The 18,626-nt window shown below is 70.2% G+C and carries 18 protein-coding genes and 1 riboswitch; of the genes, 11 read left to right on the top strand and 7 right to left on the bottom strand.

Translation table 11 applies throughout. The features are described 5' to 3' along the window. Positions 1-180: 180 nt before the first annotated feature. Positions 181-1,788: an alpha/beta hydrolase gene (locus ACH4XV_RS30555; protein WP_395795396.1), complete on the bottom strand. Its 1,608-nt coding sequence runs from the start codon at positions 1,786-1,788 to the stop codon at positions 181-183. A gap of 244 nt (positions 1,789-2,032) precedes the next feature. Continuing rightward, positions 2,033-2,246, top strand: a riboswitch (cobalamin riboswitch). Between the two features lie 95 nt (positions 2,247-2,341). Here ACH4XV_RS30555 and ACH4XV_RS30550 point away from each other — a divergent pair. From ACH4XV_RS30550 to ACH4XV_RS30525, 6 genes are all read left to right on the top strand, one after another. Next, entirely contained in the window at positions 2,342-3,334 is a 993-nt protein-coding gene (locus tag ACH4XV_RS30550) for an ABC transporter substrate-binding protein (protein ID WP_395795394.1), read from the top strand. Then, positions 3,331-4,416 (top strand): FecCD family ABC transporter permease, encoded by a 1,086-nt coding sequence (locus ACH4XV_RS30545; protein WP_395795392.1) that lies wholly within the window; start codon positions 3,331-3,333, stop codon positions 4,414-4,416. Before ACH4XV_RS30550 ends, ACH4XV_RS30545 begins: the two co-directional genes overlap by 4 nt. Then, positions 4,413-5,228 carry an ABC transporter ATP-binding protein gene (locus ACH4XV_RS30540; protein ID WP_395795390.1) on the top strand — a complete coding sequence of 272 codons (816 nt, stop codon included), beginning with the start codon at positions 4,413-4,415 and terminating at the stop codon, positions 5,226-5,228. Before ACH4XV_RS30545 ends, ACH4XV_RS30540 begins: the two co-directional genes overlap by 4 nt. Then, a complete protein-coding gene (locus ACH4XV_RS30535) occupies positions 5,225-5,977 on the top strand; it encodes a (2Fe-2S) ferredoxin domain-containing protein (RefSeq protein WP_395795388.1) in 753 nt (250 codons plus the stop codon). The genes ACH4XV_RS30540 and ACH4XV_RS30535 overlap by 4 nt, the downstream gene beginning before the upstream one ends. A 91-nt stretch (positions 5,978-6,068) precedes the next feature. Then, positions 6,069-6,638: a GNAT family N-acetyltransferase gene (locus ACH4XV_RS30530; protein ID WP_395795386.1), complete on the top strand. Its 570-nt coding sequence runs from the start codon at positions 6,069-6,071 to the stop codon at positions 6,636-6,638. A gap of 392 nt (positions 6,639-7,030) precedes the next feature. After that, positions 7,031-7,501 (top strand): GNAT family N-acetyltransferase, encoded by a 471-nt coding sequence (locus ACH4XV_RS30525; RefSeq protein WP_395795384.1) that lies wholly within the window; start codon positions 7,031-7,033, stop codon positions 7,499-7,501. A gap of 222 nt (positions 7,502-7,723) precedes the next feature. Here ACH4XV_RS30525 and ACH4XV_RS30520 read toward each other — a convergent pair whose 3' ends face one another. Together ACH4XV_RS30520 and ACH4XV_RS30515 are read right to left on the bottom strand one after the other, a co-directional pair. Continuing rightward, complete coding sequence (locus ACH4XV_RS30520) at positions 7,724-8,137, bottom strand: Dabb family protein (RefSeq protein WP_395795382.1); 414 nt, start codon at positions 8,135-8,137, stop codon at positions 7,724-7,726. Beyond that, positions 8,134-8,781, bottom strand: coding sequence for a TetR/AcrR family transcriptional regulator (locus tag ACH4XV_RS30515; protein WP_395795380.1), 648 nt, complete (start codon positions 8,779-8,781; stop codon positions 8,134-8,136). Before ACH4XV_RS30515 ends, ACH4XV_RS30520 begins: the two co-directional genes overlap by 4 nt. Positions 8,782-9,110: 329 nt before the next feature. Between ACH4XV_RS30515 and ACH4XV_RS30510 the strand changes: the two genes are divergently transcribed. Then, on the top strand, positions 9,111-9,716 hold the full coding sequence (locus tag ACH4XV_RS30510; protein ID WP_395795378.1) for a dihydrofolate reductase family protein: 606 nt from the start codon (positions 9,111-9,113) through the stop codon (positions 9,714-9,716). A 132-nt stretch (positions 9,717-9,848) separates the two neighbouring features. Here the strand turns inward: ACH4XV_RS30510 and ACH4XV_RS30505 are convergent, their stop codons facing one another. The 3 genes from ACH4XV_RS30505 to ACH4XV_RS30495 form a co-directional block, all read right to left on the bottom strand. Continuing rightward, on the bottom strand, positions 9,849-10,358 hold the full coding sequence (locus ACH4XV_RS30505) for a hypothetical protein (protein WP_395795376.1): 510 nt from the start codon (positions 10,356-10,358) through the stop codon (positions 9,849-9,851). A gap of 291 nt (positions 10,359-10,649) precedes the next feature. Further along, entirely contained in the window at positions 10,650-11,390 is a 741-nt protein-coding gene (locus ACH4XV_RS30500; RefSeq protein ID WP_395795374.1) for a hypothetical protein, read from the bottom strand. 825 nt (positions 11,391-12,215) lie between these two features. Beyond that, entirely contained in the window at positions 12,216-12,698 is a 483-nt protein-coding gene (locus ACH4XV_RS30495) for a Sir2 family NAD-dependent protein deacetylase (protein WP_395795372.1), read from the bottom strand. A gap of 176 nt (positions 12,699-12,874) precedes the next feature. On the opposite strand from ACH4XV_RS30495, the gene ACH4XV_RS30490 reads away from it, so the two are divergent. Together ACH4XV_RS30490 and ACH4XV_RS30485 are read left to right on the top strand one after the other, a co-directional pair. After that, positions 12,875-13,801: an endonuclease/exonuclease/phosphatase family protein gene (locus ACH4XV_RS30490; protein WP_395795370.1), complete on the top strand. Its 927-nt coding sequence runs from the start codon at positions 12,875-12,877 to the stop codon at positions 13,799-13,801. A gap of 1,268 nt (positions 13,802-15,069) precedes the next feature. Then, complete coding sequence (locus ACH4XV_RS30485) at positions 15,070-15,282, top strand: DUF1737 domain-containing protein (RefSeq protein ID WP_395795368.1); 213 nt, start codon at positions 15,070-15,072, stop codon at positions 15,280-15,282. Between the two features lie 49 nt (positions 15,283-15,331). On the opposite strand, the gene ACH4XV_RS30480 is transcribed toward ACH4XV_RS30485, so the two are convergent. Further along, positions 15,332-15,637, bottom strand: a complete 306-nt coding sequence (locus ACH4XV_RS30480) for a cupin domain-containing protein (protein ID WP_395795366.1) — start codon at positions 15,635-15,637, stop codon at positions 15,332-15,334. Positions 15,638-16,001: 364 nt separating this feature from the next. On the opposite strand from ACH4XV_RS30480, the gene ACH4XV_RS30475 reads away from it, so the two are divergent. Together ACH4XV_RS30475 and ACH4XV_RS30470 are read left to right on the top strand one after the other, a co-directional pair. Further along, positions 16,002-17,222, top strand: a complete 1,221-nt coding sequence (locus ACH4XV_RS30475; protein ID WP_395795364.1) for a HEAT repeat domain-containing protein — start codon at positions 16,002-16,004, stop codon at positions 17,220-17,222. Positions 17,223-18,040: 818 nt separating this feature from the next. Beyond that, positions 18,041-18,616: a hypothetical protein gene (locus ACH4XV_RS30470; protein ID WP_395795362.1), complete on the top strand. Its 576-nt coding sequence runs from the start codon at positions 18,041-18,043 to the stop codon at positions 18,614-18,616. The last annotated feature ends 10 nt before the right edge of the window (positions 18,617-18,626 follow it).

Raw genomic sequence — 18,626 nt, 5'->3', positions numbered from 1 at the left:
GCACGGCGTGGCGACGACTGCGGAGCTATAGCTGTTTTGGGATACCGGTCGGTGTTTCAGGTATTTGCCTGGTATGGGTGCCGGGCGCGAGGCTGCGCTCCCGCGCCGCCGCGGCCCTCGCGCGCATCCACGACGCCGCCGCCGCGCGGCGTCGGCCGCCCATCCGGCAACGGTCGGCGGCTACTTGCCGTCGGTGCACTGGGTGCCGGCGGGCGGCAGCCTGCCCTCGATGATGTAGGCGGCCACCGCCGCGTCGACGCACTTGCTGCGGCCGAACGCGCCGTGGCCCTCGCCCTCGAGGGTCAGCAGGCTCGCGTGCGCGAGGTCGTTGGCCAGTTTCTCGGATGCGGCGTAGGGGGTGGCCGGGTCACCGGTGGTGCCCACCACCAGGACGGGCGCGGCGGCCTCGGCCCGGATCACGTGCGGCTGCTCGGGAGTCTTGTACGGCCAGAACTCGCAGCCGGGGCCCTCGATGTCCGATGCGACGGTGTCCTTGGACAGCAGCGGAGCTTCCGTCTTGAGCTTCGCCAGGACCTGTTCGATCCGCTCGGGCGAGGGTGCCGGGGCGGCGCCGTCGGCGCAGCGTATCGCCGAGCGCGAGTCCGAGCTGTTGTCGTAGTGGCCCTTTTCGTCCCGGCCGAGGTAGTGGTCGGCGTAGAACAACAGGTGGCTGCCGTCCTTGTTGTTCATCGCCAGGGTCAGGGCCTCCCGCAGGTACTTCCAGGCGGTTTCCTTGTCGCCGTACAGCAGGCTGGTGGTGCCGGTCCAGCCGAGGGAGGAGGTCAGCTTGCGGCCGTCGTAGGCGGTGCGCAGGGGCTTGTCCTGCAATGCGTCGAGGAAGGTCGCGCCGATCTCGGCGGCCTTGGCCGGGTCGCGGCCCAGCGGACAGCCCGCCCGGGCCGCGCAGTCGGCTGCGAACGCGCGGAACGAGCGCTCGAAGCCGACCATCTGGTCGATGCTCGCGTCGAGCTTGTCGGCCGCCGGGTCCACCACCGCGTCCAGGACCATGTGGCCGGCGCGGTCGGGGAACTCGTCCAGATACATGCTCCCGAGGTAGGTGCCGTACGACACGCCCAGGTAGTCGAGCTTGTCGTCACCGACCGCGGCGCGCAGGACGTCCATGTCCCGGGCCGCGTTGCGTGTGCCCACGAACGGCAACAGCTCGCCGGACTCGGCCTGGCACGCGTCGGAGAACTCCTTGCCGCTGCGTTCGCTGTGCGCCTTGCGTTCGACCGGATCGCGGGGCGAGTCCCGGGCGTTGCGCTCGTCCCGGGCCCTGTCGTCCAGGCACCGTACGGGCGCGCTGTCGGCCACGCCACGCGGGTCGAAGCCGAGGATGTCGTAGCGGTCGTGCAAAGGACCGTCGAAGTCGTCGAACCCGTACTTGACGAAGTCCTGGCCCGAGCCCCCGGGCCCGCCGGGATTCAGCACGAGCGAGCCGATTCGTTGATCGGGCTTGGCGGCCGGGTATTGCATGACGGCGATCTCCAGCGACCTGCCGTCGGGAGCGGTGTAATCCAGCGGCACCTTGAAGGTCCCGCACCGGAATTCGCTCTCGTCCTTCTTCTTCGTCTTCGGGTCGTCCGTGCACGCCTTCCACGAAATCTTCTGTTCGTAGAAGGCGTGCAGCGCCGGGTCCGCCGCCCCCTTGGGCTTCGGCGGCGCGGGCGGCGGGGTGGCCACGGCCGTCCCGGTCGTCACCGGGGTGGGAACCGGCTTGCCGGCGGCGGCGTTCGACGCACTGTCACCGGAGCCCCCGGTACACCCGGCGGCCAACAACAGAGCCACGGCCACGGGTATGGAACGACGCAAGGACGCCGCCTGAAAAGGAGTGATCACGCGCCAAGGACTATCAGTCGCCGATCCCACATGGCACACCAATATCCCCGCCACCGGCAACGGCACCACCCACACTGGACATTCCACGCACCGCACTCGCCCGCCGACACGCGCCCCGTCAGCGCAGGTCGGCGGAGGTCGCTCGGGCGTCGCCCCGAACCCGCGCGGCGGAGCGGGCCGACGAGGCGCGACGAGCGGTTTGGTAGCCTGTGGCCGCCGTGGTGTACGGGAAGCCGGTTCAAGCCGGCGCGGCCCTCGCCACTGTAGCCGCGGAGTCCCGCGGCCCTTGCCGACCGCCCCAAAGCGGTCGGGGTCACTGGATGGATCGGGAACGAGCCAACCGGGAAGGCCGGCCGCGGAGCGTCGATGCGGAAGCCAGGAGACCGGCCACGGCGCGACATGTTCCACGAGGGTTGGAGAACACGTGTTCCGTGCTTCCGCGCGCCCGTTTCGCGCCGAACGTTTCATCCGTCCCCCGCACCCCCCGCGTGCCGGGCGCTCCATGCGCTCCGGCATCGCCGCCGTGGCGCTCCTGCTCGTCGGCGCGCTCGGCGCGTGTACGGGCGCGCCCGAGGCCGACAAGCCCGCCGCGGCGGCCGGGAGCGGCCACCCCACGCCGGTGAGCGTGAGCAGATGCGGCGTCACCACCACCGTGACCGCACCGCCGGCCCGGCTGGTCACCCTCAACCAGGGCGCCACCGAAGTCGCCCTGGCGCTCGACCTGCAGACCCGGATGGCCGGAACGGCGTACCTCGACGACGTGGTCCCGGCCAAATGGAAGGCGGCCTACGACACCGTCCCGGTGCTCTCCGAGAAGTACCCGTCCAAGGAGAAACTCCTCGCGGCGCGCCCGGATTTCCTCTACGCCTCCTATTCCAGTGCGTTCACCGACAAGGTGGCGGGCACGCGGGACGAACTGGGCTCCCAGGGCATCGGCACCTACCTGTCGCCGCTGGGTTGCGCCGACGGCAAGCAGGCGGCACCGGTATCCTTCCAGGCAGTATGGGACGAACTGGGCGATATCGCCCAGGTGTTCGGTGTCGCGCCGCGCGCCGCCGCCATCCGGGACGCGCAGCAGCGGCAACTCGCCGACGTCACGGCCAAGTCGGCGGGCAAGGGCCTGAACGTGCTCTGGTACGACTCGGGTACGAAGACCCCCTACGTCGGCGCGGGCCACGGCGGACCCCAGCTCGTCCTCGACGCCGTCGGCGCCCGCAACGTCTTCGACACGCTGCCCGGCGGCTGGAAGAACGCGAGCTGGGAACAGGTGGTCGCGGCGGACCCCGACGCCATCGTGGTCGCGGACGCCGGGTGGGACACCGCGCAATCCAAGATCGACTACCTCGAACACGACCCCGTCCTGAGCAAGCTCAAGGCCGTCCGAAACCGGGCGTTCGTGGTCGTGCCGTTCTCCGAGTCGACCCCCGGCGTGCAGCTCGCCGACGGCGCCGTCCGGGTTTCGGCCGCCCTGAGCGGCCTGGCACCGCGTCCGTGACCGTGACCGATCGCCCCGTCGCACGACCCGCGGGAGCCGGTCGTGCGGCGGTGGCCCTGGCCGCCGCCGTGGTCCTGCTGCTGCTCACCGTCCTGCTCGGCCTGGCCGTGGGATCCGTCCACGAACCGCCGCACGTCGTGGCCGAGGTGGTCCTGCGCCGGCTCGGTCTCGGCGGCGCCGACGTCACACCGCTCGACGACCGGATCGTCTGGCAGCTGCGGCTGCCGCGCGTTTTGGGGGCCGCCGCGACCGGCGCGGGACTCGCGGTGTGCGGCGCGGTGTTGCAGACCCTGACCGGCAACGACCTGGCCGACCCCTACCTGCTCGGCATCTCCAACGGCGCCGCCGTCGGCGCGGTCACCGTGATCGTCCTCGGCGTCGGAGCCTCCGGCACCGCGGTCGTCGGCGCACTCCCGGCGGCCGCCTTCGTCGGTGCCCTGCTCGCGGTCCTCGTCGTGCTGACCCTCGCCGGGGCACACAGCCGGACCCTGCCGGCCTCGCGGACCGTGCTGGCCGGCATCGCGGTCGGGCAGCTGTGCGGCGCGTACACCTCGTTCGTCGTACTCGTCCTCGGCGACCGCAACGCCGCCCGCGGCGTCATGGAGTGGACGCTGGGTTCGGTGGCCGGAGTGCGGTGGGACACGGCCGTCTTCCTGACCGCGGTCGCCGTCGTCGGCACGGTGGTCATGGTCGCCGCCGCCCGGGACCTCGACGCGTTCGCGTTCGGCGAGACCGCGGCCCGTTCCGTCGGCGTCCACGTCGAACGCACCCGCTGGGCCCTGGTCGCCGCCGCCGCGCTGGTGACCGCGTGCCTGGTCGCCAACACCGGCGTCATCGGGTTCGTCGGTCTGGTCGTACCCCACGTCGTCCGCCTGATGTGCGGCCCGCGCCATGCCCTGCTGCTGCCCATGTCCGCGCTCGTGGGTGCGTCGCTGCTCGTGGGCAGCGACATCGTGGCGCGCTCGGTACTCCCGGACCAGGAGATCCCCGTCGGCGTCGTCACCGCCGGGCTCGGAGCGCCGTTCTTCGCCTGGCTGCTGTGGCGCCAGGCCGCCGGGCGCGCGGCGGGGGGCCGGCCGTGATCGTCGCGAACCCGGTGCGGCTGCGGGCCGAGAACATCGGGGCACGAGTCGGCGACGCCACACTGCTGACGGAAGTGACGCTCGGCTTCGCCCCCGGCAGGACGACCGGCCTGCTCGGGCCCAACGGCGCCGGCAAGACGACGCTGCTGCGGACCCTGGCCGGCCTGCGCCGGCCACAGAGCGGCCGAGTCCTGCTCGACGGCGACGACCTGTACGCCCTCACCGCCCGCCGCCGCGCGCGACGGGTGGCCTTCATGGAACAGCAGGCCGACACCGCGCTGCCGCTGACGGCCCGCCAGGTCATCGACCTGGGGCGCACGCCCCACCGCGGCCGATGGCCCGTACTGCCCGGCCCGGCGAGCACCCACGAGCAGTCCGTACTCGCCGAGGCCGTCGCCGCCACCGACGTCGACGCACTGCTCGACCGGACCTGGTCGTCCCTCTCCGGCGGCGAGCGCCAGCGTGTGCACCTCGCGCGCGCCCTGGTGCAGGAACCCGGAGTACTCCTGCTGGACGAACCCACCAACCACCTCGACCTGCGCCACCAACTCGGCTTCCTCGAAACCGTGCGCGGACTCGGCATCACCACCGTCGCCGCCCTGCACGACCTCGAACTGGCCGCCGCCTACTGCCACGACGTCGCGGTGCTGCTCGACGGCCGCCTGGTGGCCCACGGGCCCGTCGCCGAGGTGCTCACCTCCGCCACGATCGCGCACGTGTACGGCGTCGACGCGACCGTGGAGCGGCACCCCCTGCACCATCGCCCGCACATCCGGTGGAACGGCCTGCTCGCCGAGAGGATCGAGCCATGAACCAAGACCGTGCCGGCGCCCCCGCGAAGCCCGCTGCCGGCCGGGCGACGGTCCTGGTCGGCATGTCCGTCACGGAGGCCGACCGCCGGACCGAACTGCTCGCGGCCGACGCGCCGTCGAGCGCGACGACGGCGTTCCTGCAACAGGGCGAGCCGTCCCTGTCGGCCGAGTTGACCAGACTGGCCGACGCGGGCACCGAGACCGTCGTTTTGATCGGAGTCCGCCTCGGGCCGACCGGCCCGGGACACTCCTGGCTGCGGCGGATCGCGGCGTACTGGTGGCGGGAGCGCACCGGCCATCGCCCCGAGGTGCTCGTCGCCACCCGGCTCGCCGACTCCGCGGCCGCCGTGAGCGCGGCGGCGGCAGCCGTCACGCCGATCACCGGGGAGGAACCCGGCCTGACCTCCCCGGCCTGGGAGGAGGTACCCGGCCACCGGCACCAGGTCCTGGTATGCCGCGGGCCGCGCTGCACGGCCAAGGGCGCGGACGAGAATCTGCGCGCACTGGCGCGGCAGCTCATGGAACACGGCCTCGGCGACGACGACGTCCTCGTGCTGCAAACGGGATGCCAATTCCCATGCAACCAGGCCCCATTGGTCACCGTGCAGCCCGACGACGTCTGGTACGGCCAGGTGGACCCGCCGACGATCACCGCGATCGTGACCGACCACCTCATCGCCGACCGCCCACTCGCCACCCACCGCCTCCCACGCCACCGAAAGGCCCCGAGAACCCAGCCGGAAACCTGACCCGCCCGGCTTCGGGCTCGGAGTGGCCGGCCGTGGTCCCGGGCGGCGAAATGCGGTGGACGGGCGGGCGGTTGTCGCCGATGATCCGTTGGTGACCAACCCCGATGACGCCGTCCGGCCCGTGTCCGTCACCCCCGAGCGGCACGTCCGCTGGGTCACGTTGACGGGCCGACCGCTGTCCTGCCTGGTAGCCGGCGATCTGGTCGGGGCCCGCGCGCAAACCGGTCTGGACCTGCCCGAGTTCTTCGTGTCCGAACGAGCGCGCCGCCTGTGGCGAGAGCGCTTCGACCAGGTGACGGCCGACCCGGCGAGCGCCCCGTGGGTGGCCCGGGCCGCGGTCTCCGAACCGGACGGCACTGTGGTCGGCTACGCCGGCTACCACGGCCCGCCGAACGAGGACGGCATGGTCGAGATCGGCTACACGGTGGTACCGGAGGCCCGCCGCCGAGGCTACGCCAGGGCGATGCTGCGCTCTCTCCTGGTCCGCGCGGCCGAGGAGCCCGGCGTGCGCGTCGTCCGGGTCACCATCTCTCCCGACAACGTCGCATCGCTCGCCACCATCCGAGGCTTCGGCTTCGTCGAGACGGGCGAGGACATCGACGAGAAGGACGGCCTCGGAATCATCCACGAGGTACCGGCCGACCACATCCTGGGGACCTGACCGATCCCGCTCCGGGCGCCCGACACCCGCATCTCCGCGGAGTGTTCGCCCGGCCGGGAGCTGTTGTCGGTCCGGTCGGTCAGTGTGCGCGGTTCGCAGCGACGTGCGGACTGGGAAGTCGTTCATGAGCCTTCACCTGCCCCGATTGCGGCGCCTGGGCCGGACGCGAAGAACTCGCGCAGTACCGCGAAGGACATGGCGGGCGGGGTACCCTCCGGCTTCGCCTCCCGCCCGCCGGCCTGCGTTCGTTGCGCGACCCGCACGCGGCCGAAGGGGCGTGAATCCGGTGCGGGTGGCATTCACCGCCGGGGCTGTCCCGATGGTGACGTTCGCACTGGTCACCGGCCCCAAATAGGGATGCCCATCCACCCGGAGGCTTGTATGAATACCCCATGTCGATTCGTGTGCAGCTTGCCGATCTGGACCACGCGAACTGGGAGGAGGTGGCCGACCTGACGGTTTCCCGGGAACAGGGCGACTTCATCGCACCGAACGTGTACTCGATCGCGGAGAGTCGTTTTCTCCCCGGCTTCGTGACCAGAGCGGTGCTGCACGAGGGGCGTGCGGTGGGTTTCGCGATGTACGGACCCGATCCCGACGACGGGGAAATCTGGCTCTACCGCTTGATGATCGACGAGTCCCACCAGGCGCGGGGGCTGGGACGCGCCGCTCTCCGGGAAGTCGTCACCCACGTGGGGGAGATGTTCTCGGCACCCCTGCTCCGGCTCGGCGTACGTGCGGACAACGTCGCGGCCAGGGCGCTGTACATCTCCGCCGGATTCGTCCCCACAGGCCAAGTCTTTGGAGACGAGGAGATCTTGGACCTACGCCTCTCCGAAACGTCTTGGACGGCTCGGGCGTGACACCGCAGCGCCCCGCGCGGTGACCGGTCACGGCGCGCCGGACCGCGCCCCGGCGGACGGTTGGAGTCCGAGATCGGGGCGGGAGCTTGGCGTCATGGCCGGGGTGGGTGCGTCGGGTGGCCCCGTTCGGGGAGGGCGGCCGGCTCCCGGAGCCGCGGCCACCCATGGGCAGTCGCATCGCAGCGGGGCTCCCGACGCGGCCGGGCGCTGTCCGACGGTTGCTTACGCGTTGGGCGTGGGTGCCCCACTGCCGCTGTAGGACGGCAGGTCGGCCACGAGCTTGGTGAGGGCCGGGTCGCCCGCGTAGCGGCGTTCGTGGAGTTCGGCGATCCTGCGGGCGATGTCGGGGTCGTCGCTGTCGGTGGTGTCGTACGAGACGAAGGTTTCGAGAAGCGGCAGGCCGATCCGGTCGGTGTGGGCGTGGGAGGGTGCCATCAGGTACTCCCAGTACCCGTCGAGGTCTTCGAGCACGAACACGGCGCCGTACTCGAAGTCGCCGCCGACGTCCCGGCCGACGACGTACTGCACGACCGCGTCGATCGACTCGCCCTGGTTGCGCAGACTCGCCAGGGCCTCCTCGCGCTGCTCGGCGGTGACGGTGTCCTTGAAGGCGAAACGGTTGTGGTGGTAGATCATTTCTCTCCCCTGACGTTCGGACGGTGGGCGCGCGGGTGGTGCGTGTCGGGGTCGGTGGGTGGGACGGTCCAGTAGCCCAGCAGGGCCGACACCGCCTGCTCGGCCAGGTGCAGGGCACGGTCGAATCCGACGTCCTCGATCGACCCGATGCCGGCGAGACCGTGCAGCGTTCCCCACAGCAGGTCGCAGGCGTCGTCGAGGTCGACCGGCCCGGCCGCGGTGTCGGCCGCCCACGCGTGGACGACCCGGCGGGTGAAGGCGAGCACTTCGGTGGCGGCCGCGCGGCGGGTGGCGGCGTCGACGCTCGTGCCGGTTCCGCCCGACACGAGTTGGTACGGGCCGGGCTGCGATCGGGCGAACTCCAGATACGCGGCCGCGGCCAGATGCGGCCCCCGTGCGGCCGGCTCGCCGTCCACCGCTGACCGCATCCGCTCCAGCAGGTCCGCGTTGGCCCGCTCCAACAGCGTTCGCAGCACGGCCTCCTTGCTCGCGAAGTGCTGGTAGATCACCGGCGCGCTGTAGCCGATCTCGGCGGCGATCCGCCGAATCGTCACGGCCTGCCAGCCCTCGGCCTCCGCCATGCGACCGGCGGCGTCCAGGATCTCGGCGAACGTCCGCCGACGAACGTCCTCCCGCCTTCCCATCCGGACTCCTAACACGGTTAGAAAATCTAACGTCGTTAGCTTCTCTCGGAACCCCCGCTCTGTCAACGGGAGTTGAGAAGCATCGAAGACAAACCGACACTCACGGACGTGCGCGCAGGTGCCCCGATGTTCGATCGAGGCGACCGTCGGGTGACACCGTCCGTCGCGGGAAGTGCCCATGTAGGGCTCCAAGCGCTCCGAAACAGCGCCGATACGCCCACCCGATCGGCGGCGGCGTCATGGATTTTCGCGATACTCCACAGCGCGGCCGATGACTTTGCGGTTCCCGGCCGGTCCAAGCTCGTGACACCCTCGGAAAGGACACCGCCATGTCGGAGCTTCTCGTCGACTTCATCACCTCCCTCGACGGCTACGCATCGGGGGAGGGATGGCCCGGGTTCTGGGGCCTGGAAGGCCCGGACTACCTCGCGTGGCTCAGCGAGCAGCCCAAGGCCACCTACCTGATGGGAGCGAACACCTACCGCCTGATGTCGGGCTTCGCCGCAGGCGAGGTCCCCGATGGCCAGGACGAGTTCAGGCCCGAGGAAGAGGCGTCCGTCGACCAACTCACGCAAGCGTCCAAGGTGGTGTTCTCCTCCTCCCTCGAGGACCCGCTGACGTGGGCCAACTCCACGCTCGTCCGCGACGACGCCGTCGAGGCGGTCCGCGCCATGAAGTCGAGCGGCTCGGGGCTCCTCGGCACGATCGGCAGCCTCAGCCTGTGCCGGTCCCTGCTGCGAGCCGGACTGGTCGACCGCTTCCGGGTCGTGATGTTCCCGGTGATCACCGGGGCCACGGGCGAAGAACGCATCTACGACGGCTATCCGGACGTCGCCCTCGAGATGATCGATCACCGCACCTTCGACGGCCGCATCCAACTGGTCGAGTACAAGCCCCGCGTACTCGCCCACCCGCCACTCGGCGCCCCCGCGTGACCTCACCCCGTCCCGGTCCGGACGCCACCGGCCCGGCACCGACTCGCCCTCCCCATCCGAGGTGTGGCTGTCGAGGCCGATGCCGGGTTCTTCGGAACCGGGAGGTCGTCGCGCGTATGGCGGGTGCGACGGTCAGGGGCGGGGGGTGGGGTTGCGTGCGAGCCAGTCCTGGAGTTCGCGGTGGCGGAACTGGTAGGCGATTCCCGAGGTACGCATGAGTCCCGCTCCGGTGGCCCAGTGCAGGAACCGGCCCAGGCGCCACGGCAGTGCACGTGGCCCGACTCGGACACACAAGAGGAACATCAGATAGCGCATCCCGGCGGCTGCCCGCAAAAGCCCGAACGTCGACCCGGCCAAGAGCGCGAATCCGGTCCCCTTCAAGACCCCGGTTTCGACTCTCTCGACGACCCCGGACGCGTCCTGCGCGACCACGCCGGCAATGATCCCGGCCGCGACTGCGACGGCGAATCCGAAGGCGAGAACGTATCCGAGGTCGGCTCGGACGAGGTCGCGTGGGTCCTTGATCTCCGTCCCACCGTCGTTGCTCAACCCGGCACTGAGCGCGAACGGGAGCCCGAACACGATCAGGTCCGCGAGCGTGTCCGCGGACGCGACGCCGCTCGCGGTATCGACTGCGGTCACGAAGGCGAACACGACCGTGAGCCTGAGTGTCATTCCCGTGAGGGCCCTGCGTCGGCCGTGTGGTGTGCGCAGTTGTCCGAGGTCCAGGCGGGTGGGTCGGGGCCAGTATCGAGGTCGGTAGGCGACGAGGAGGGCGGCGCCGCACGCCGCGCCCTCAGCGATAGCGATCGACGCCGGCCGGGAATGGTTTTCGAAGGCCGATACGGAGAGGACCGTCGCGGCCCACCCGAGCCCGGCCGCCGTGGTGCCGGTGACCGGGCCGGGGCCGGATCCGTACGTCCGATCGGCCGCCTATCCGCCGAACGGGCGAGCAGACGGCGGCCGGGGTGGTGCGGACCGATCCGAGGCGGGCCGGTAGGGCCGGACCAGATGTCCCGGCCGCGAGGGGAGAGGATCGCGCAGCCGGGCCACGTACCGCCGATAAGCCCGCGCCTCGGCTGATTCCCCGACGACGGCGGCGAGGCGGTCGGGGAACATCACGCTTCCCGCGTGCAGTTGGGTATTCGTCCCGAACCGGTTGCCGTGCAGGCGGCCGGTAACCAGCCGACCCCGGTGCCAAGGGGTCAACCTGGACCCGCCGGCCACGACCGGGCCGCGGTTGACCTGGAACCAGACCTCACGCCGGTTGCCGAACAGCACGACACTCTCCCGGAGATCACGCACATCGGTGTACACCTCGAAGTCCCAGTCCCCCGGAGCCGCTCCCGAGCCGTAGCAGCCGCGAAGGTGGTGCAGGAACCGGGGCAACTCGACAGATGCTCCGAACGGAATCACCGCGTCGGTACAGGGTTCACCGGCGTTGAAGTAGATTCGGAACTCCAAGCCGTACAGCCGCCCTTGGATCTTCCTCCGGACCCAGAGCGAGAACATGTCCGCGTCGTCACGGCTGGACCGGCTCACCGGACGGACCCGCCGGCTCAGGTGCTCGAACGACAGCGTCTCACGATCGACCAACAGACCGGGGATACGATCGAGCGACCCATGGAGCAGATACAGACACATCAGGTCCACCGGATGTGTCTCGTGTGCCACCCGGGTAAAAAATCCGTCGGAGAAACCGTCCCGCAAAACTGTCTCCAGCCCTCCCGCCCACCCCGCCGCGTCGTGGGCACGGGGTGAATCTACGGCGTGCGGCGTCGCCCGCACAGCTCGGCGAGCACTACGTACGGCCGGTTCCGGAGTGTCGGGCCCGGTCCACGAACACCCCGATCTCGACCTTGGCATCAACTCGGGTGTGTGTCGAGGGACGATGGGCTACGGACGGTGCCGGACGACCAGGGGGACACCACCGATGGACGAAGAGGAGAGCCTGCGCCGCTTCGGGCTCCGCCCCGATCGCGCGCACCTCGACGAGATCCGTCAACTGCTCGGCGAGCATACGGAACGCGAGCGGCGCGCACAGGGCGAGGGCGACACCGAACTGATGAAGCTCTGCTGCGTTCAACTGTTCAACAGGGCGACCTCGACGACGTTCTGCTCATCTGGAGCGCCAAGGAAGCCGGCTTCGACGCGGCGTGCCCGATCGACATCGAGCTTCTTCTCGGCCACGGACTCGAGCCGACGAAGACCCACCTCTCGGCCCACCCCTCGCCGTCTGCGCCGGTGGTGCTGAGCCGTCTGCGCGAGCTCGAATCGGAGGGGGCGTTCGAGGGTTTCTCGGTGGAGGAACTGTCGGCCGGCTACGACAGGTACTACGAGGACGAGTGAGCCCGGCGGGTGGCTCGCCGATCGATCCTGATCGGGTCGGTCTCCGCAGCACGCCCGAATCCTCCGGCTGCCCACCGATCTTCGAGCGCGGTACACCGATCGGATCGCCGCCGGCCGACCGCGTGGCCGGGCCCGGTGGACGCGGACGGCTCACCGGGTCGGCGTTCCCCCGGCCACGAGCGCGGTCACCAGTCGCGGCACGACCACCTCGACGTCGCCCCGCAGAACGGTGCTTGCGGCGTCGTCGTACGGTGTGGGTTCGGCATTGACGATCATCAACTCGACACCGCACGCGATCGCGGTGGCGCACAGGTCGGCGGCCGGCCGCACCTCCAACGACGTTCCGATCACAAGCAATACCGCGGCCGCCCGCACGGCGTTCGCCGCACGCCCGAGGAGGTCGCGGTCCGGGTGCTCGCCGAACAGGACCACATCCGGCCGCAACGTCCCCTTCCCACACGCCGAGCACGGCGGCTCGTCCACTCCGGCGGGGCGTGAGGGCCGCAGGGGGGTGTCCAGGCCCGATTCGAGGTTCCGAGTGGTTGTCGGGGCGGGCGCGCGATGGCCGTGAAGGGCTGGTTCGATCCGCCTGGAGGCCGGCACCGCTTCGACCCGTTGGTCGCGGTCGGCCATCGTTCGTCGGATGGTTGTCGGTCGCGCCTGCACGGAATCCGGAAATGCTCGTGTGATCATCAAGGGAAAGTCGATGGTCGATGTCGTCACCGGCGACGCCGGGACAACCGACCATGTCGCGAACTCCGTGTGCCCAAACGTCGGTTGCCGGCGAAGTGCGCCATGAAGGGACGCCCGTGCGCGCCAGACCGCTCCTGCTCGCCGTATTGGCGCTCTGCCTGCTGCCCGGATTCTCCGCAACCGCCGCACAGAACCCCACCACGGACACCCGACCTCCCCTGCACTTTCTTCAGTACAACATCTGTGGTGGCTGGAGCGGTTGTACCGAGGATCCGTCGATAGGGGGAGAGGTCACCCGCCGAGTCGCGAAGGTCGAACAAGAGATCACCTCCTGGAACAGCGACGCGGTGTTCCTGAGCGAGGTATGCGGTGTGCAGTTCGAGACACTTCTGGCCGACCTCGGCCCACGCGGCTACACCGGCGTCTTCCATAGCCAACTGGACGAGGGTTCCGGCTGCCGACCCGACAGCCGAGGCGAAGCCCCCGAAGGCATCGCGGTCCTCGTCAAGGGCCCGGTCGGCCCGGGCACGTTCCACAACCTGACGACCCCGAACACCACACGCGAACAGTTCGGCCTGCTGTGCACCGACACCGCGCTGCGAGATCGTCGCGTCCACGTGTGCAGCGGACATCCCAGCCCCGACGACGTCGGCGTGGAACAGAATCGAAGGCTCGCCGCAATCGTCGACGAGGTCGTGCGCTCGGGTACGCCGGTGATCGTCGGCGGGGATCTCAACCTCACGCCCGACCATCCGGGCCTGGACGGCATGTACTCCCACACCGGCGGCCACGGACGATTCGTCGAGGTCGACGATGCCAACAAGGCGTACTACACCCCGAACTGCCCTTCCTCCGCCGCGCAATGCCGCAGCGGCGCGCCCACGTTCGCCACCGCGAAAGCCACACCCGTCAAACTCGACTACGTATTCGTCAGCGCCGCGCACTTCGTCGACCGCAGCGGCACCGTCACCGGCCACGACCCCACAATCACGGATCACGACGCCTTGCGCGGCCAGGCCACCTGGGCCCCGACATCGACGTAAGAGATGGTCAACGACCGCCGGGATCCAAGCCCACGCACATACCAACGAACCGCACCACCCTCGTCGGCGTAGTCGAACTCGACGGGACCGCCCTTCTCGTCCGCGTCCCCCCGACCGCGCAGCCGCAGGGTCGGTAGGCGCGTGCGCCGGGACTCATCCAGAGCGGCGAATCTGTAGTCGCCGGCCACCAACTCCGCGCGGACCACAGGCGCTCCCTTCCATGGTCGCCGGGCAGGCCGCATTCGTGAAACCGGAACCGATACACCTGGCTCGTCACAGTCGCCCACGAGCTCACCGCCCTCGACCGCCTCGTCCACACCCGAACCTCGCCGGAGCCCGCGACTCGCCCCGCCACCGGCCAGGCTCACGCCGTGTGTGTGAGGTGGGCGCCCCGACGTTCGGCGGCTTCGACGTCCTCGGCCCGCACGGGCCTCTTCCACGAAAGCGACCGCCATCGTGTTCCACGCGGCGCCGTCCCGGAGATCGGCGAGCACGGAACGCGGATACACCCCGCGCCGAAACCCGGCGCCCCCGACGCGAGGGACGGCCATCGCGAACACGTGGCCGCCGCGTCCGCCCACGCCGTCACCACACGTGTCCGGCGCCCACAGCCTCGACGCGGATGTGGCACGATGCCGGCGACATATGGCACGAGTACCACTGTCCGAGTGCCGGACGGCGTTCATAGCCTCCTCGCATGGCGCATGCACTTCTCACTCGACCGTCTTCAGGCCCCTCGGCCGAGGGCGTCCTCGCCACCGTGCACGTGCCCTCGCCGCACCCGAGCCGGGACGGATGGCGACTTCGCGCACAACGTGGAGATCGTCGTGGAACGGAGAGCCGACCCACGGGCGATACCCACACACGGGCCCGCCCCGGCCGGCCGTCGACGCGACCGTCGAGCCCCCGGCCCGGTCCACCGCGGCCGACCCACCACCGTGACCGTCCCGCCACCCGGCCCCTCCCACACGGCGATCAACGGGAATCCGCCCCGAAGCCGCACCGGCGAGTCGCCCATGGGCCTGAGGGCAACTCCACGCACCGCCACGGCCGATCCCGATTCACGGCCGCCCCGCTCGACCCTCCTCGTCCAACCCGAGAGAAAGCGAGACCCCCACCATGAGCCTCGGCCATCGCACTTCACGCATTCGCGCGACCGCCCCCGAGCCTGCCGTGGCACCAGCCCAGCGTCCCGGGAAGCGACGACATCAGGACGGACCGTCCCACCGAATCGGTGGGCGGCGGGCACGCCGGGAAGGTTCCCCCTCATGAGCACGCCGCCCGACGGATTGCCGGTCTATCGCGTCATTACCGGGCCGGACGACGTCGGGTTCTGCCGGCGGGTGAGCGAAGCAATAACTCTTGGCTACGCGTTGCACGAAGGCCCCGCCGTCACCTTCGACGGCGACAACATCATCGTCGCCCAGGCATTGCTCTGGCCGACACAGGCAGCAAAGAACCCCGAAAAAGCCCCGCAGTGATCCCCATCGGCAGGCGACATACAAACGGGCCCACGTCGGCGGTCCCTCGTCACACCCCGGATTCCTCCAGGATCACCAACGTGCCGCAGCTGCCGGGGCGCACAGCGTGTCGCGCGCCTGCCGGCACCCGGTACATCCCGCCTGCCCCGACGGTGACCTCGGCGCCCTCCACCAGCAGTTCCAGTCGACCGTCGAGCACCAAGAGCATCTCGTCGCCTTCGTGGGCCTCCTCCCGGACCGGATCGCCGTCCATACGCAGGACGTTGACACGGGCCGTGCCCACCTTCCCCACGGAGTGGGAACTCCAGGGGGTCGCGAGCGCGGCCGCCATCCCCACGATGTCGATCGACTCCATCACGTACCTCCCGATGGGCTGTCCACGCCATGGCGCAGGCAGCCCATTCGTCGTCTTCGGTGGATATCCGGAAGCTATCCGAGCGCGGACGATCGTGGGTCGACCGTTAGGCAAAGCCTCTCGGCACGCCCTCCCCCGTCCGGCCGGGTTCGTTCGGCTTCACGCGAGCGGATGGAGACATGAGAAGAACTCGCCGAGCCCGGATCCGTTGGGTATCGTGCTCGAACTCGGGCCCGGTTCCTTACCGTGTGGTGCCGACGCAGAGGAAGAGCCCATCCGCCGGCATCCTGCGGCATCCTGGTTTCGGCCCCGAAACGTGGCGGGTCGGGGAGCGGCTTGTCGAAGCGGAGGGGAATCCTTGGGCGTGGAGCCACTGATAGCCGCAGTGCGCAGTGGGGACGCGAGGCTGACGGGCGCGTTGTTGGACGCGGGTGCCGATCCCGACGCTGTCGACGAGTGCGGCACTCCGGCGTTGTGCCTGGCGGTGGACGCCTTCGACCTTCCCGTGGTCGACGTGCTGCTCGCGCAGGCTCGTCCGGACCACGCCGCGCCGGACGGCCGCACGCCGTTGTTGCGCGCGATCGACCGGGGCGCCTGCGAGATCACGGACAGTCTCATCGGGGGCGGGGCCAAGCTGTGGATCGCGGATGCCGAGGGGCGTGACGCCCTTGCGTTGGCCCGGTATTGGCACGAGACGGGCGTCGAGACGGAGTTGCGCCGCAGAAGCGGTTCGGCGCAGGTCGCGCGCAGAACCGTTCGGCAGTCGTACTCCGGGACGTCCTGTGGGGAACTGTCGTCGGGGGGCCTGACGATCAGGGACGGACACACCGCCATCCTCACCTCATTGGAGCCGCTGTACGGGATCCGTCCGTCCTTCGAGGAGTTGCTCTCGCGTGCCCTGGCGGAACCCGATGTCGACCACGAGGTGTGGTGGGCGACGGTGTACACGCTCGTGACGCGTCACGACCCGACCGTGTGGGACGCCGCCATCGGCCTGTGCGACCGGTCGGACCCGTTGGAGCGGCGCTTCGGCGCGGACGTGCTCCGCTGCACGAACCTGTTCGACGAGGACGAGGGCACCCCCTACGACCGGCCGCTCGTCGACCTGTTCCTGCCCTGGGCGGCACACGAGCCGGACCCCCGCGTGGCCCGGATCCTCACCGCCGGCCTGGTCGACACCCAGGACTCACGCACCGATGAGGCACTTCGCGTACTCTCCCGCCACGTCGACGCCGAAGTCCGGCGGCGGGCGACGAACGGACTGGGCACCGCGATCGAAAGAAGGAGCGCCGGAGCGCTGCCCGCGGTGGCGGAGCGGATCGAGGACACGGACGCGACGGTTCGCCAACTGGCCTGCCGTGCCCTCGCCTTCGCCCCACCGGACACCCCCGACATCGCGGACCTGCTCGCGGCACGCCTCGTCGACCCGGTCGAGTACGTACGTGTGGAGGCTGCGGCACGATTGGCCCTGCGCGACGACCCCCGCGGCGACGAGACCCTCCAGCGCCTGGATCCCGCCGACGAGGACTCCCCCCACCACTGGCTGCTCTACGACGTGTACCGACACCGCGCCGGATACCGTTGACCCCGTTGCGACCCTCGGCCGGCCCGAAGGCCGGCCGCCACCCTGCCCCGGGTACGGAAACTCCGCCCACGCCAACGCATTCGAGGGCCCGCCGACGCTCACGTTCACGAGCAAAGCGGACCTTCGACTTCGGTGCGGTCGGCGGGTTGCGTGTGCACGTGGCGTTGCGAAGCGGAACGCATCGTTCGCTGCGGCTGCTTCGACGCCGACACAAGCAGCCTGTCCGAGCGGGGATTGCTCCCGAACCGTGCCAGGTCGGACCGTCTGGTCGAGGGCGGTTCCGGGAGGCGTGGAAAGCGCTCGCTCGGATGTCGGTGACGTAGGCGTCGCCCGGGTCGGTCTTGCGGGCGTGAGGGTCGTTCGCGGTGGGCTCGACGTGCGGCGATGAGCGGTTCTCGACCTGCCGACCGGGTGGGAAATCTCCGGGCGTGGTCGCTCCGGGGCTCCGTTGGCGGCGGAGTATCCGTGTCGTAGCGAGCCGGTGGGTGGGGGAGGATGGTGACGTGGGGTTGCGGCTATCCCACCGAATGTGATTGACATCCCACGCGGGTCACCCGTCCGTTGCGAGGGGAAATTCGCCGGACTGAGTTTGGTCGGACCGTCCGATCAGGAGGGCGGCGATGCGCGGCGCGAGTGGTGGGCCGTCGATACGCGACGCCATGACGTACTTGCCAAGAATCGACTGTGCGCCCGAACTCCTGTGCACCGTAGCTTCGTTCCACCAAACTTGGCGCCTTGCGACAAGAGTCGGCGGACGATCCGCCCCGCAGCACGCCCTGCCGAGGCGGAAACAGCCCATCCGATGGAAAGGGAAGCAAGTGACGACGAGCCACGAGTGGAACGACCACACGATCGTGCGCATCGAGGCGGAGGACGACCGCGTCCGGGCCGCCGACGGATCCGGATACGACGCGTATCTGCGAGAGCACCTGCCCGAGTGGGACGACGCGGTCGACGACGTGGGCGAGTTCGTCGCCTGGGCATGGCGTGTGGCGACCGAACCGATCATGGAGCCGGGGTACGTCCGGCTCCGCCCCGATATCGCGCAGATCCGGATCGAGGTCGATTACGAGGAGAGCGGACCGATCGCCGTGGCCGTGCTGCCGATCCGTCATCAGGCGTTGGCCCGCAGGCCCCGCGCCGGAGACTGGGCCGTCGACGTGCACGACGCCGGAGCCGGGCCGTATCGGGCAGTCGGCGAACCGAGCCGCAAGAGTCCGGTGGTGGTGGCGACCGCGACCGTCGTCGTCCCCGCGGGCGGCTGGGAACTGCCGAGGCTCCCCCGAAAAGAGGATCCCGGTGTGTACAGCCGGGCCCGCGAGGCGATCGACGCCCTGGTTCGAGGCATCAATACCGACCTGGCCCCGCTGATCGCCGACCTGTACGCCCCCTGACAACGAACTC

The organism is Embleya sp. NPDC020630 (assembly GCF_044334985.1).
In the GTDB taxonomy this organism is placed as follows: Bacteria; Actinomycetota; Actinomycetes; order Streptomycetales; family Streptomycetaceae; genus Embleya.
Note: the sequence above shows the minus strand (reverse complement) of the source record. Positions and strands in the feature narration are given on the sequence as shown.